The following is a 14,033-nucleotide window of genomic DNA, read 5'->3' as shown; positions in this document are numbered from 1 at the left end:
ACATGCGCCTGACCACCAACGCATAACCACCCACAACGCCTGAGTGAGACGCCGCTACCGGATACTCACTCAGGCGCTACCAGATACTCACCACACCGCTACCATTTCAGTCTTCTGAACAACGTCTTTGACGTAGGTACGGGCTTTGAGCTGAGTGCTAAATACGGTGCCGAACTTTTGTAGTTTCACTATCCATTCGGCTGCCTTATCTAGGTTGTCAACGGCGAGTAGTTCAAAGGAAAGCCGTCGTAGTGCTTTACCCATCGGCGAGGTGGGGTGAAGGCCGGTGGCACGTTGGATATTGCGCTTGACGTGGACAATGCAGCGTTGGACCGGGGTATCAGGCCATAGGTGGTGTAGTGCTTTAAGGCCTCCGGAATCCCCATCGCAGGTCACCAATTGTGGTGGGGCTAGTGGGTCGAGCAGGCGTGTGTAGGACCACGAGGATTCTTTCGTGCACCAGAACCAATTGATGACATGGGTGGAGTCGGCAGCTACAACAAGGCACTTGGCGTTGAAGTAGGTGCCGTCGATGAAGACTTGATCGTAGATTCTCTGCTTATCAACGCTTCGGGGAGGTTGGATAAGCCAGAACGGTGTGAAGCGTCGTTGCAAAGTTCGTGGTGAAACACCGCAGGTTTTAGCTGTTTCTTCCAAGCTGTTGCTGGAGGTGAGCCAGGAAATGAAAAGGCGGAACCATTTGGCTTGCACGGCATCGTTATTCACGCGGGTGAAGGTGGCCTTGCAGGTGCGGCATCGCCATCGTTGGCGCCCAGCACTCGTTGTTCCGTGTTTCGTGCATGTCCCGCCGCAGACGGGGCATCGAGGATGATTTTTACTCATCCCCTCATCGTGAACCTAGGTGCCTAGCACACCGGCATTCCTTTGGCGGTATTTCATGGTCGAAGCTGGAATATCCCTCTGGATAAGTGAAATAGTCCTAATATCAGCACGCCAGACCGGCTAGCCGTACAACCTCACCAACACATCGTGTCGTTTAGGCCCACACTCCGAAGTCACTGTAGTGTGTGAGAGAGCCGTGTGCGCTTCAGCTAAGGAGGCGTGGTGATTGCTCTGCCCCTAACGATTGCTGCTGTGCTCGGCTTAAGCGTGGTCACAAATACCGCCGATACTGCGTCCATAGGATTCGTCCTCACAGCAACTCTCCTATCACTGGGACTAGCCCCCTTTGTGGGCGATTCCTTAGAGCGCTACATCCCAGCTGCAGCATGGCATCGTGTCTCCCTCTCACCTACCGCATACCGCCGGTTGGGAGCTCCCTTATATAATTCCGTGCTCTCGGCCTCAGGCTGGAATCGGCTCATCTACGACATTCGGGCGCGCGAACGTTCTACAGCATCCGGAAACACTTCTAAGCGACCGCTACGAGCATCAGCAGTAGGTCATACTTGGGGGCTTCTACTACACGATGCCACAGCGGGGTGGTCCGCTGCATCCGGAGATTGGCAGGTGCCCTTAGCGCTCGTAGCCATAGGGGTGTTGGTACGTCTCTACCCAATTTTGATTCAGCTCTATGTACTGACCGCTAGGCGAAATTCCTAGCCTGCGGTTTCGAGCTGGCTCTACATAACGCCAGACCGAACGCCCTGCCTGAGGCAGGCAAAGAAAAAGCTGCGAACCAAGTGGTTCGCAGCTTTCCGTTGGTACCCCGTACGGGATTTGAACCCGTGTTACCGGCGTGAGAGGCCGGCGTCCTAGGCCGCTAGACGAACGGGGCGCGTTCGCGGCAATCGCACGCTGTGCGTTGCGGACTTTTTAAGAGTAAACGATGGGTTAATTCAGCACAAATCGCGCGGTCAAGGCTGGTTTTGAGGGTAGACAAAGGAAAACGAAAGAGTTCCCGAGTCCGGTACTGCAGTGAGGGTTCTTCGTGGCCGAGGTGCGGATCGAATCAGTGGTTATTCCGCAAGCAATCTGTGGATAGTCCGTGGCCGAGAACGCTGTGCTAGTAGGACTCGGGATGGCGCTGTGCGTCGAAGTGCATATGCTGCAGGCTCCTATACTTCGTACAAACGTTGGTGGGAAGGAAGTTGTGGATTATAGCGTTACTACCTGGCTGTACTTTCGGGCTGTGCGCCTTGGCTGTGGTGCGTTTCGCTTTCTGCCACCCGCTCTCCTTTCTGTTTGTTTTCTGCTGTACTTGCAGTCTATGCCTGCACATGCAGGACAGGAAGGGTTTTGCACAACTTCGCGGTGGTCTTAACCCTGGTTTCATTGGCAGAACGCTGCTAACTGCACGGACGAGCCAAATGGTCTGGGGGTAGGTTATAACCAGTTTTATTTGCGCCGTGGTCGCACCCCACGCTGGCGCTAGAAAAAGACATTTCCCCGGATATGAAAAATCCTCCAACTTAAAGGCTGGAGGTCTTTGTACCCCGTACGGGATTTGAACCCGTGTTACCGGCGTGAGAGGCCGGCGTCCTAGGCCGCTAGACGAACGGGGCATAGAACTAGTGATCCTGCGGTTTAATGCATTTTCACTGCTGGCCTACCAGGACTCGAACCTAGAATGGCGGTACCAGAAACCGCTGTGTTGCCAATTACACCATAGGCCATTTGCTAACTTGCGTTGGAAGCTTAACGCCTTCCGGCTGTTCTCCCTTGCTCGCTGCAACGTGTAATAACTATAATGATCATCGCGTAAACTGCCAAATCGCCAGCGCACAACACATTTTTAGGCCACTAGGATGGTAAATAAAATGCGGCGAATGACAGCGCTGTAGTTCAGCTATCATTCGCCGCCTTACGGGAGGCACTCCTCCTACTGTGCCGCCGGCACGTAGGGAGTCACTTCGCGCGCCGCACGAAGGCGGGCCAGGGTGGACTCCTTCCCCAGCAGCTCCATGGACTCAAAGAGCGGTGGGGAAACCTGGGCGCCGGAAATGGCTACGCGCAGTGCGCCATAGGCCTTACGGGGCTTCAGTTCGAGGTCTTCAATAAGGGCCTTGGATAGTGCCGCCTCAATACTCTCAGTCTTCCACTCCGCAATGCCCTCGAGGGTCTCAATACCCACCTCGAGCGGCTGAATGGCCTCTTCCTTGAGGTTCTTCTTCGCTGCCTTCTCATCGAGCTTAAGGTCGGCATCCGGGGTCACCAAAAAGCTCATGAGGCCATAGGCATCAGACAGAGTCTTGATACGGGTTTGGACAAGGTCTGCAGCGAAGGCGAACTTCTCGCCGTCATAGTCGGCCGGGAAGTCCGTGTACTCGGTCAAGTAGTTACGCAGACGGAAGGCAAACTCTTCTGGGTCTAGCTGGCGGATGTGGTCCGCATTGATGGCCTCAAGCTTCTTCTGGTCAAAGCGTGCGGGGTTACCCAGCACGTCGTGGACGTCGAAGTTTTCCACCAAGTCATCCATGCTGAAGATGTCTTGGTCCGCGGACAGCGACCAACCCAGCAGGGACAGGTAGTTGAGCATGCCCTCAGGGATGATGCCGTTATCGCGATGATTAAACAGGTTGGACTGCGGGTCGCGCTTAGACAGCTTCTTATTGCCCTCGCCCATCACGAAGGGTAGGTGGCCAAACTCTGGGGTGAACTCGGCAACGCCGATCTTCTTAAGGGCGTCGTAAAGCGCGAGCTGACGCGGAGTAGAAGAAAGTAGGTCCTCACCACGCAACACGTGGGTGATACGCATCAGGGCGTCGTCGACGGGGTTAACCAGGGTGTAGAGGGGCGCACCATTGGAGCGAGCCACCACATAGTCCGGCTGGGTCTCAGACTTGAAGGTCATCTCCCCGCGCACCAGGTCAGTCCAGGTCCAATCCTGCTCCGGCATGCGCAGGCGCCAGACCGGCTTGCGGCCCTCAGCCTCGAAAGCGTCGATCTGCTCTTGGGTGAGATCACGGTCAAAGTTGTCATAGCCGAGCTTCGGGTCACGGCCAGCGGCCTTGTGGCGCTCCTCCACCTCTTCAGCGGTGGAGTATGCCGGGTAGACAAATCCGCCGTCGATAAGCTTGTCTAGGACCTCTTTGTAGATGTCCATGCGCTGGGACTGACGGTAAGGCTCGTGCGGGCCGCCAACATTGATGCCTTCATCCCAGCCCAGGCCAAGCCAGGTCAGGGAATCAATGATGGCCTGGTAGGACTCCTCAGAGTCACGGGCGGCATCGGTGTCCTCGATGCGGAATACCAGCTTGCCGCCGGTATGGCGGGCGTAGGCCCAGTTGAACAACGCGGTGCGCACCATGCCGACGTGCGGCGTACCGGTTGGGGACGGACAGAATCTAACGCGTACTTCAGTCATGCCCACCATCGTAGTGGAGGTCGCAACGCCAGTCCGCACCAGCCCAAAGCGGCCCCAGACCACCCCGGCGCGCGGGACTACTTTCCGTGTGCACCTACACACAAATAGGGGTAGATGGAAACGGATTTCAGTAGAAATACACAGGTCAGTGAAAACCGGTTCCATTACCACTAACGGTTTATGAAATTCATTTTCTATAGTTTCTGATGGACTTATGAGAACTGTAGAAAGGCCTCCCCAACAGTGGCTTCCCCACGCATCCGCTTCCTTGCCGCGCTCAGCACGCTAGCGCTTATCACGCCCGCCACGGCCGTCGCCGGCCCCGATGATGGCAAGCACATTGCCACCGATACCCACGTTGACTCCCCTAAGTCTTTCTGGGAGAACAACGACTTCGTGCTGAAGTCTGAATTTGGCGGCCAGGAACCACCGATCGCAGACACCGTCGCCTGGGTAGGCAGAGGCTACAGTGCCATGGACGGCCACAACCAGTACCTCTATACGCTGCCGAAAAACGGCACTCAGGACTATATTGGGGCGCCCGGAACCACGTACTACACCGCGCCGCACCAAGTGTCCGGCAATACTTCACCCATCTGGTTAGGCTTTGGCGCCGATACCTCCCTGCCCACTGACAAATTCCGGGATGGCATAGCCTTCCTTGACTTGCTCAGCGTCGATGGCCCCGGCGAGGTCGAGCTTTTCACCAATAATGATGATGAGGACGGCACCCAGCTGCACCGTATGCTCGGCTCCTTCCCTGATTCACCGCATTCGGCCTATCTCGTTGCCGGCACGCACACGCATAACTCCACGCTGTTTACCAAGCCAGGACGATACCGCCTGACCTACCGCACCAGTGCGCGCGGCAAGGACGGCCGGCTTATTGCCAATGAACCACAGACCACAACGATTCAAGTAGGCGGCCACAAGCCCAAAAACGAGAAGACTCCAAGCCTCAAGGAACGCTTTGCCCAGTCCGCGACTGGTGACGCCGCCGCTGCCGGCTACAGCCTGCGCATGGCCCCTAAGCACAATCCCGAAAAAGACGGCGATGACAAGCTCACCACTATTTCCTTCGACGCTAAAAATAAGGCGCAGGGTACCCTGACGCTGCTTATCGACGGCTACTTCCTCACCGACCTCCCCGTTAAGAATGGCCGCGCGCAGTGGGACGAGTACATGGGGCCAGAGCCTTCCCAGGTACAGGCTGTGTTTACCCCAGAGGGTGATGCCCCGCGCTGGATTTCTAATCCCCTTGATGTCCAGCCCGGCGCGTCCGTTCAGACAGATTCTTCTTCTGCCGCCGAGACGTGGCAGGAAGCCTCCCACCCGCGCCAGCTTGCTCCCACCCAGGAAACCGAGCTGCAGGAGCTAGGCTATACCATCCGGATGCGCAAGCAGGGCAAGGGCGGCACCAAGATCGTGGTCGATACCGAGGATAAGAACTTCAACGGCCTTCTCACCGGCGGTCTTTATGATGCCAAGGATTCCAAATACCCCACCGTGGATCTTGAAACCCCCATTACCAATGGGCACGGCGAGGTTGCCTTTGATGAGGGCGAATACTTCACCGGCTCTTATGCAAAGGTCAATCTCTTTCCTCATTCCACCGTGAAGGCCGGGCATGCAAGCAGCGTGATTACGGAGTCCTTTGCCTTCGGCGAAAACTACGAAACCACGGGGCGGTTCTCCACTTCCAACGAGGAACCGGACACCACTCCCGGCAAGGAAGACTCGCCTTCGCAGGCGCCGCAGCCTGGCGCAAATGAAGCGGAAGCCGACACGCACCAGTGCAGCGAGAAATACCTATTGGATCGTGGGCACGTGGACATCAAGGCTCAGCCTGCCGAAGGCGGCTTTACTACCGTTCTGCGCGATGACACGGCACAGGTGGATAAGAAGTCTGTCGACCGCAAACTTGATGACGTGGTGCTCGGCGTACACGATAATGCGCTCACCCGACGCAACGACAAGCTTGCGGGCAAGGAGTTCGACTTTCTCGGAAAACCCGGTGAGCGCTTCTATCACCTACCGCAGACACAGAATCAACACATTATCTGGCCCGGTTATAACACTCAGGACTTGGATTATTCCGCGACCAAAGACAATGCCGTCAACCTCAACCTGAAGCCCACCTCCACCCCAGACGGGGCCGAGTGGGGCGCCTTTATCGACGCCTCCCATGGCAAGGGCTTTTCGGTCTTGGCGAACTCCGCGGCCAAGGACTACACCATCGAGACCAACTTTCCGGCCCACACCCACACGCACTGGGCCTTTTCTAAGCCCGGTGTCTATACCTTCGAGGCCACCTATACGGCCACGGGGAAGGACGGCAAGGAGCTTAAGTCCGAGCCGCAAACTCTGACCTTTGCCGTGGGCGATAAAACCCTAGATTCTTGTTCCTCCCGCAAGCCGAGCGACTCCGAGGGCGAGACACCCAGCGAAAAGCCGACCGAGAAGCCGGACGATGCCGCTAGGCCAGAAGAGCCAACGGGCTCCTCGTTTAGCCCGTGGAGCTTAGTCCTCCCAGCGGTCCTCGTGGTGGTCTTCAAGGCCTTCTATAACTTCTTCCGCGATAACGAAGACCTCATCCGCCGGCGCTTCGGCCTCAAGTTCTAACCCACCCCAACCCAACTGACTAGACGGGACACCACAATGCATCAATCCCACACTTCCGCCTCCCGGCGCGCTCTACAGCGGCGTCGGTTCATGTCGGTACTTGCTGCCGTCTTTGCCGCAGCTTTAGCCTTCTTCTCCCCCGGCGCAGCGTTGGCCTTCGATGAGGTCTTTGATTCCGGGCACGTCGACGCCTTCTATGTCACGGCCCCTGATGGCACGCTGCACCTTTCGATGAAAGAAGACATCACGGGGTCTGCCGTTCCGCGCTCTGGCGATGACGTAGTGCTCAAAGTCGTCGAGGATGCCTGGTCCGATGCCACCGAGGGCGTGCCAGAAATCGGCCAACCCACCTATTTCCTGCCACAGGCCCAAGACCAGCGCATCATCTGGCCGGGCTGGGATACCCAACCCGTCCGCGATGGCGGCTTCGAAAGCGTTGATCTGGAATTTGCCGAGGTCTCCGGCCCGGGCTCCGTGTATGTCTTTGAAACCAGCAGTTTTGGTGGCATCAATGCCGTGACTGATTCCGGTTCCATGGAGCTCACCAGCGGTGAGGTCATCAACCAGCCCCATCCTGCCCACAAGCACGTCAATTGGGCTTTTAGCGAGGCCGGCACCTACACCATGACGGTGCGCGCCCATTCCAATGGCGAGTCCAGCAATGCGGTGACCTACACCTGGGAGGTAGGCGACGGCGGCGATGCCTCCACCGCGGATCGCGCGGCTGACTCCGGCGATGGCACCACTGACCAGGAAGCTGCAAGTACACAGCGATCTGCAGGCAAGAGCGACGCAGCAGGCTCGGGCACGTCCGGCGCAGCACCAGGCGAAGAATGCACCCCGGGCATGACCCCGCAAATCAAGGACGATACGGTCTCGCCCTCCGAGTGGCGCGATGCCGATGGTGCCACCTTCTACCTCTCCGATAAATCCAGCGTGGATCTCCCCCAAGAAGTAGGACCAGTGCCAGCAGGAAAGGCCTGGATGATTGGTTCTACCCAGGTCGACGGTGTTCCGTGGTTAGGGGCGAATACCCAAAGCCCATCGATGCGCGAGAATATCCCCGGCGATGTCACCTGGGAGTTGGTGGGCTTTAAAGGGCCCGGCCCGATGATGGTCTACTCCCAAGGCGGGCTGGGCAAGGTCGTTGGCGAGGAATGGTTCCGCGGCAATGCTGATGCGGCGGAAGGCACCCATTCCATCGCCCCGAATACTCACGTGCACCCCAACTGGGTCTTTGGCGCCCAGGGAACCTATGACGTCACCATCCGCCAAGTGGCTCAAACCGGTGAGGGAAAGCAGGTTGCCGGTGAGGCAACTCTCCATTTCGTCGTCGGCGGCGATGATCCGGCCAAGGCGTTTGATAACGGGCACTTCGACCTGGGAGCTGCCGTGAATCCAGACGGCGGCGACTGTGGGAATGGCGCGGCGGCAGGTGGGGCGTCGGCAAGCGCTAGCGGCTCTACCTCACACACCGGATCCAGCAACGGTCAGTCGGCGCAGGCACAAGGCACGGGCGGTTCTTTAGCCAATACTGGGACCCCCATCGTGCCCCTCGGCATCGGGGTATTGGGCCTGGGAATGCTCTTCCTCGGCCTGGGCATTGCGCGGCTGGCCGTAGCTAAGGCAGCGGACTAATGGGGCGTTCATTTTCCCACAATCGCCGGCGCCTTACCGTAGGGGCAGTTCTGGGCTGTTGCCTGCTCACCGCTGGTTGTGCGTCCTCGGCCGCTCGTGATGCTGGGACCAGAGAAGGATTCAGCGTGGTGGCTACCACCCCAATCCTGGCAGACCTAGCGCGCAACGTAGCAGGAGAAGATGCCCAGGTCAAAAGCCTCATCCCCAGCGGCAAGGATCCGCATACCTTCGAGCCAACGCTGCGCACGGTGCGCGATATTGCCAACGCCAACCTGGCGCTAAGCAACGGCTACCTGCTGGAGCCGCAAGCACTTATCGATACGCTGCACGAGTCCACCGATGCCCCCGTGGTGGAGGTCGCCGACGCTGCCTCTACCCGCGGTGCCACCCTGGTGCCGCTGGTCGAAGATGTCTCCTTGGATGCCATTTGGCTGGGCCTGCGCATCAGCGGCGCCGCGCCACACTCCTCCGGAGTGGACTTTCGCATGGTCTCGGCCGACGGGCCGGGCGACGTGGCGGCCTACGTGGTCTCCGCCTTCGGTACCCCGGAGGTCCTCTTTAACTCGGCCGATGGCGTCGATGGCAAGGAAGATGCAGTAACCCTTCCTGCCAACGCCCACACCCACGTCTCTTGGGGGTTTTCCCAGCCAGGGATCTACCGCCTTGGGTTTCAGGCCGACGGGACCGAAGTCCAGCACCTCACTGTAGCCGTGGGCGTCAACCCACCCGCTGGAATGCGGGCCATTGATTCCGGGCACCTGGATATTGAGGCAAACCTGGCCCAGCACCGCATTGACCTGCGCGACCAAGACAAGCGCTTTGACCCCGCCACCACCGCGGTATCTATCCCCTCGTCAGTGCTGCAGCCCATCCCGCCGGATCCGGCCTACCGCTTCCTCGGCGCGCCGGGCTCGGATACCTACCTCTTGCCGCAGGCCGTGCTGGGCAAGCACATCCATGGCGAGGTGGATCCGCACTTGTGGCACAACGTAGACAACGCTATCGCCTACGTGGATGTCATTGCGGAGGAGATGGCGCAAGCAGATCCCTCCCACGGTGCCGCCTACCGGCAGCGGGCAGCGGCCTATACCAAGCGCCTGCGGGACACGGATTCCTATGTGGACCGCGCAATTTCTTCTATCCCTGCTGAAAACCGGCACCTAGTGACCACGCACCATGGCTACGCCTACCTCGAGCAGGGCTATGACATTTCGGTGGCGGGTTTTGTTACGCCCAACCCGGCCATCGAGCCTTCCCCGCGGGAGGTTATAGCCTTGCGCCGCACGCTGGAGAACCTGCATCTGCCGGCCGTTTTTGTCGAGCCCGTACAACAGGCCAGCGCCGACACTCTTACCCAGGCCGCCGCAGAACAAGGCGTGGCGCTGTGCCCCATTTATGGCGACACACTGGACGGCACCGTCGGCTCCTATATCGACCTCATGAAGTTCAACGCTGATTCACTCCAGCGTTGCCTGAACCCCAATTCCACTGATGGAGAAAACAATGCTTAAATTCGCTACCCGTACCGCTATCCGCACCGCCGCCTGCGCCCTTACTGCCGGCCTTGCTTTTTCTACGAGCCCTGCCTGGGCCGGCGACCTCGCACAAGTCGTCGGCGCCGAGGAACAGATCGCCCCACAGGGCGAGGACAAGGTCATCGACACCGGCCACGTTGACGTTGGCGCTTTGCTCGACGGCACCGATTCCGAACTCATGGCCCGCGATGATGCCGGCGACAAGCCCGTCTGGCGCCACCTGGATGACCTTGTCTTTGCCGTGGGCGATAAGGCGCAGCAAACCCTACCGGAGACCGATGACTTTGGCTTTGTAGGCGCCGATTCCGGCGAAAAGGTCTGGGTGGTTCCCCAAACCGAGCAGGTCGGGGTTCCCTGGCTGGGTTGGAATACCCAAGCGCCCTCGCTTGTCGATGCCGCCGATCGCGGAGTCACCATGGAATTCCTCGGCCACTCCGGTCCTGGCGACTTCTCCCTTTTCCTGCAAAACGGCGGCTTTGAAGCACCACAGCTGTTGTGGTCTACCGCGCAAAAGAGCGACGAAGACTTCTGGGTGGACCTCAATACCCACACCCATGCCAATTGGACGTTTACAGAGCCAGGCACCCATCAGGTAGGTATCAGGGTCAAAGGCAAGACCAAAGATGGCGCCGATTTCAGCACCGATGGCGTGCTCACCTTTGCCGTGGGCGATGATGCCGACGTCCAAGCGGCCCAAGATACTACTTGGAATCCAGACGATGCCCAGACCACAGGCTCTTCCATCCCCACTTGGGTCTTTATCCTCGCCGGCGTGGGTGCCGTCGTACTCCTGCTGGCCCTTGGCCTAGTACTGCGCTCTTCCAAGCGGGGCGATAGCCGTGGCTAAACCGCTCATTTCCGTTGCCGACCTGGACGTATCGCTATCCCACCGGCGCGTAATCACAGGTGCGAACCTAGAGGTCCGATCGGGCGAATTCATTGGGCTCTTAGGCCCCAACGGCGCGGGCAAGACCACGCTTATGCGTGCCATCTTAGGGCTCATCCCCTCCTCCGGTACCCGAGAGATCGGGGGAATCGTGGGCTACGTTCCCCAGCGGCACGAGGTGGAATGGGGCTTTCCCATTAATGTGTACCGCACCGTGCTCAGCGGGCGCACCGGCATCATTGGCTGGCTCAAACGGCCGCGCGCCGCGGACCACGCCGCGGCGGCAGAAGCTCTTCGCCTGGTAAACATGGAGGATTTTTCCACCCGCCCCATCGAAGAGCTCTCCGGCGGTCAGCGCCAACGCGTCCTCATCGCCCGAGCGCTCGCCACGCAACCAGACGTGCTGCTGCTCGACGAGCCCTTCACCGGCCTCGACGCCCCCAATACCGAGTCACTACTCGAGCTATTTGAGGAGCTTTCCCAGCGCGGCAAAGCCATCCTCATGTCCACCCACAACCTGTCTGAAGCAGCGCACTCCTGCCACCGCTTGGTGCTCTTTAACGGCACCGTGGTAGCCGATGACTCCGCTCCGCGCCTTCTTCACCAGACCGCTCCGTGGACGCAAACCTTTGGCGTACGCGCCGGCTCTCCCCTGCTTTCTGCCATTGGAGTCTCCGCATGATAGAAATTTCCTTCCTCGATTTCCTGCGTGACCTCGCCAACCCCCATCTCGACTTCCTCGCCCGCGCGGTAGGTATTTCTGTGCTTGCGGCCATCGTCTGCGGCGTCGTCGGCTGCTACGTGGTGCTGCGCGGCATGGCCTTTATCGGCGACGCCGTCTCCCACGCGGTTTTTCCCGGCTTGGCCATAGCCTTCGCTTTGCAAGCCTCCGTGCTCGTCGGTGGCGCGGTGGCCGGAGCGGTTGTGGCGTTGCTCATCGCCGCCTTTTCGCAGCGCCGCCACGTACGGGCTGATTCCATCATCGGCATCTTCTTCGCCGCTGCCTTTGCCTTAGGCATGGTGATCATCTCGCGCACCGATGGCTATAGTGCTTCGCTGACCAGCTTTCTCTTCGGCTCGCTCACCGGCGTATCCCGCAGCGATATCATCGTCGCGGCCAGCGTGTGCGCACTGGTTATCGCCGTCGTCGTAGCTTTTGGCCCCCAGCTCAACGCCACCTGCCTGGACCGGGAAACCGCCCGCGCCATGGGGCTTCCCGTTGTTGTGCTCGACATCATGTTGTACCTGTGTGTCACCGCCGCCGTGGTCATTTCTGTGAGCACCATTGGCAATATCTTGGTCCTCGCACTTCTTATCACCCCGGCCGCGACGGCACGCCTGCTTACCACGCATCTTGCGACCATGATGTGGCTTTCCGCCCTCATCGGCGCGCTGTCCAGCTTCTTCGGCATCTACCTGGCATGGGCCATTGACCTTCCGGCCGGCGCCACCATCGTGCTCACGCTCACCGTCATTTTCTTAAGCGTTTGGGCCATCCATCCACTCCTCGGCGCCCGCAAGCACGCCGGTGCCTCGCTTTCCGACGCCCCACGTCCCGACACCCCACGAAAGGAATCCGTTACCTCATGAAACCAGTCTGCCGCACGACGGTCGCCCTAGGCGCTGCCAGTCTCATCGGCCTCGGTTCACTTTCAGGGACGGGCGTAGCTGCCATAGCCCCTGCCTCCGCCCACGCAGAAGAGTCCGCCACGGCCTGCTCCGCCAGCGACTTCGATCTCATTACCAAGGGCCACCAAGACATGGCGCTTAGCGGCGATTCCGGCGACCTCAGCTTCACCGTCAAAGACGATGACAAGGGAATCAAGCATGACTCTGAGACCTTTGCTATTGAGGTGTCCGATGGCTTGAAACAGCCGCTATCTGGGCTCGGCGATAGTTCCCTTCCTGAAGAAGGCTGGGTGCTGCCTCAAACCCAAGACCCCACCGCTCCCTGGCTGGGCTTTAACACCCAGGAGCTATCCCAAGACCTACTCGCTGCTGATGACACTGCGACCTTATGCATGGCGATCGCACAGGGCCCAGAAGATGGGCGCATTGTGGCCTACCAGGCGGAGCTAGGCGAAGCCACGGTGCTCATGGACACTGAAGATGGATCCGCCTGGGATTACCCAGGCAATTCGCATTCCCACCCGGCATTTGCGTTTACCAAGCCCGGAACCTACGCGGTGAGCTTTACCTTTGAGCTTCCTGACGGCTCCCGCCACCACCTCCATGCCGGCTTCCTCGTAGGAAAGCAAGCTGAGGCGAAGGACCTGTGCGGCGTGGACTATTCCGAAGCGGACGCGGCCACTGGTTCTGACAACGGCGCGGATAGCCGCCCCAAGCAACTGGAAAAGGACATCAAAGATGTAGACAAATCCATCGCCGGGTTAGACAAGGAACTGGAGAAGACCCTGCAGGAAGGCCAAAAATTCCTTGACGGCGGCGCACCTGACGAAGCGGAAAAGGGCAAGCACTCAACACCCAAGAAGCCGGCGAATACTGAAAAGTCTAAAGCGCCACAAAAGTCCCACGCTCCGACATCAACCCAATCCACTGCCCCTGCGCAAAAGTCCAGTTCTGGTTCACAAACTACGACCCACCACTCGGCTAGCCGTGTCAACGAATCTGCCTCCACCGCAAAATCAGGCAAGAGCACGTCATCTGGCTCGCACCGCTCCGCTTCCACCAGCGGTTCTTCCCACTCGACTGCGAAGAAGTCCGCCAGTAGGAAGGACACAAAAACCTCGTCCCGTGCGAAAGCAAAGTCCGCCGACGCACCCCGTGCACAGCATGTTCCAGATGCAACCGACACAGAGAATACGGACAGCAAGAATGTGCTGACCGATGCCGCTGCCTATACCACTACCCTCGCACAAAGCAGCTTCTGGGCGGGGATCCTGGCCGGACTGGGCGCATTCGCCTTAGCGCTCGGCATCGGGCTATTGGTCTATGTCCAGTTCTTCCGCAAAAAGAAGACACCACACCAGCACCAGGCCAATGATGCCACGTCGAACATCCCGGGCGTCGATTAGCGCAGGCCTGGCTTAAGAAAACAAAATGCCCAGAGGATCTCTCCTCTGGG

The 14,033-nt window shown here is 59.1% G+C and carries 9 protein-coding genes and 3 tRNA genes; 7 read left to right on the top strand and 5 right to left on the bottom strand.

Going from position 1 to position 14,033, the window contains the following annotated elements:
• Positions 1 to 87: 87 nt before the first annotated feature.
• From MHY22_RS03120 to gltX, 5 genes are all read right to left on the bottom strand, one after another.
• Positions 88 to 726, bottom strand: a complete 639-nt coding sequence (locus MHY22_RS03120) for a transposase (RefSeq protein ID WP_239278028.1) — start codon at positions 724 to 726, stop codon at positions 88 to 90.
• Between the two features lie 936 nt (positions 727 to 1,662).
• A tRNA-Glu gene (locus MHY22_RS03115) sits at positions 1,663 to 1,738 on the bottom strand.
• A 654-nt stretch (positions 1,739 to 2,392) separates the two neighbouring features.
• A tRNA-Glu gene (locus tag MHY22_RS03110) sits at positions 2,393 to 2,465 on the bottom strand.
• Between the two features lie 39 nt (positions 2,466 to 2,504).
• Positions 2,505 to 2,576: transfer RNA gene (locus tag MHY22_RS03105), tRNA-Gln, on the bottom strand.
• A gap of 206 nt (positions 2,577 to 2,782) precedes the next feature.
• The gene (gene gltX, locus MHY22_RS03100) at positions 2,783 to 4,276 is read right to left on the bottom strand and encodes a glutamate--tRNA ligase (RefSeq protein ID WP_239278033.1); all 1,494 of its coding nucleotides are present in this window, start codon (positions 4,274 to 4,276) and stop codon (positions 2,783 to 2,785) included.
• 234 nt (positions 4,277 to 4,510) lie between these two features.
• Between gltX and MHY22_RS11595 the strand changes: the two genes are divergently transcribed.
• The 7 genes from MHY22_RS11595 (at position 4,511) to MHY22_RS03065 (ending at position 13,983) form a co-directional block, all read left to right on the top strand.
• On the top strand, positions 4,511 to 6,889 hold the full coding sequence (locus tag MHY22_RS11595) for a choice-of-anchor M domain-containing protein (protein WP_239278026.1): 2,379 nt from the start codon (positions 4,511 to 4,513) through the stop codon (positions 6,887 to 6,889).
• A 90-nt stretch (positions 6,890 to 6,979) separates the two neighbouring features.
• Positions 6,980 to 8,527 carry a choice-of-anchor M domain-containing protein gene (locus MHY22_RS03090; RefSeq protein WP_239278024.1) on the top strand — a complete coding sequence of 516 codons (1,548 nt, stop codon included), beginning with the start codon at positions 6,980 to 6,982 and terminating at the stop codon, positions 8,525 to 8,527.
• The gene (locus MHY22_RS03085; protein ID WP_239278022.1) at positions 8,527 to 10,038 is read left to right on the top strand and encodes an anchored repeat ABC transporter, substrate-binding protein; all 1,512 of its coding nucleotides are present in this window, start codon (positions 8,527 to 8,529) and stop codon (positions 10,036 to 10,038) included. The genes MHY22_RS03090 and MHY22_RS03085 overlap by 1 nt, the downstream gene beginning before the upstream one ends.
• Positions 10,031 to 10,909 carry a choice-of-anchor M domain-containing protein gene (locus MHY22_RS03080; protein ID WP_239278020.1) on the top strand — a complete coding sequence of 293 codons (879 nt, stop codon included), beginning with the start codon at positions 10,031 to 10,033 and terminating at the stop codon, positions 10,907 to 10,909. The genes MHY22_RS03085 and MHY22_RS03080 overlap by 8 nt, the downstream gene beginning before the upstream one ends.
• Positions 10,896 to 11,630, top strand: a complete 735-nt coding sequence (locus MHY22_RS03075; RefSeq protein ID WP_370658827.1) for an anchored repeat-type ABC transporter ATP-binding subunit — start codon at positions 10,896 to 10,898, stop codon at positions 11,628 to 11,630. Before MHY22_RS03080 ends, MHY22_RS03075 begins: the two co-directional genes overlap by 14 nt.
• Positions 11,627 to 12,538 (top strand): anchored repeat-type ABC transporter permease subunit, encoded by a 912-nt coding sequence (locus tag MHY22_RS03070; protein ID WP_239278017.1) that lies wholly within the window; start codon positions 11,627 to 11,629, stop codon positions 12,536 to 12,538. The genes MHY22_RS03075 and MHY22_RS03070 overlap by 4 nt, the downstream gene beginning before the upstream one ends.
• Positions 12,535 to 13,983, top strand: coding sequence for a choice-of-anchor M domain-containing protein (locus MHY22_RS03065; protein WP_239278016.1), 1,449 nt, complete (start codon positions 12,535 to 12,537; stop codon positions 13,981 to 13,983). The genes MHY22_RS03070 and MHY22_RS03065 overlap by 4 nt, the downstream gene beginning before the upstream one ends.
• Positions 13,984 to 14,033 lie beyond the last annotated feature (50 nt).

The organism is Corynebacterium sp. ACRPO (genome assembly GCF_022347205.1).
Taxonomy (GTDB): domain Bacteria; phylum Actinomycetota; class Actinomycetes; order Mycobacteriales; family Mycobacteriaceae; genus Corynebacterium.
Note: the sequence above shows the minus strand (reverse complement) of the source record. Positions and strands in the feature narration are given on the sequence as shown.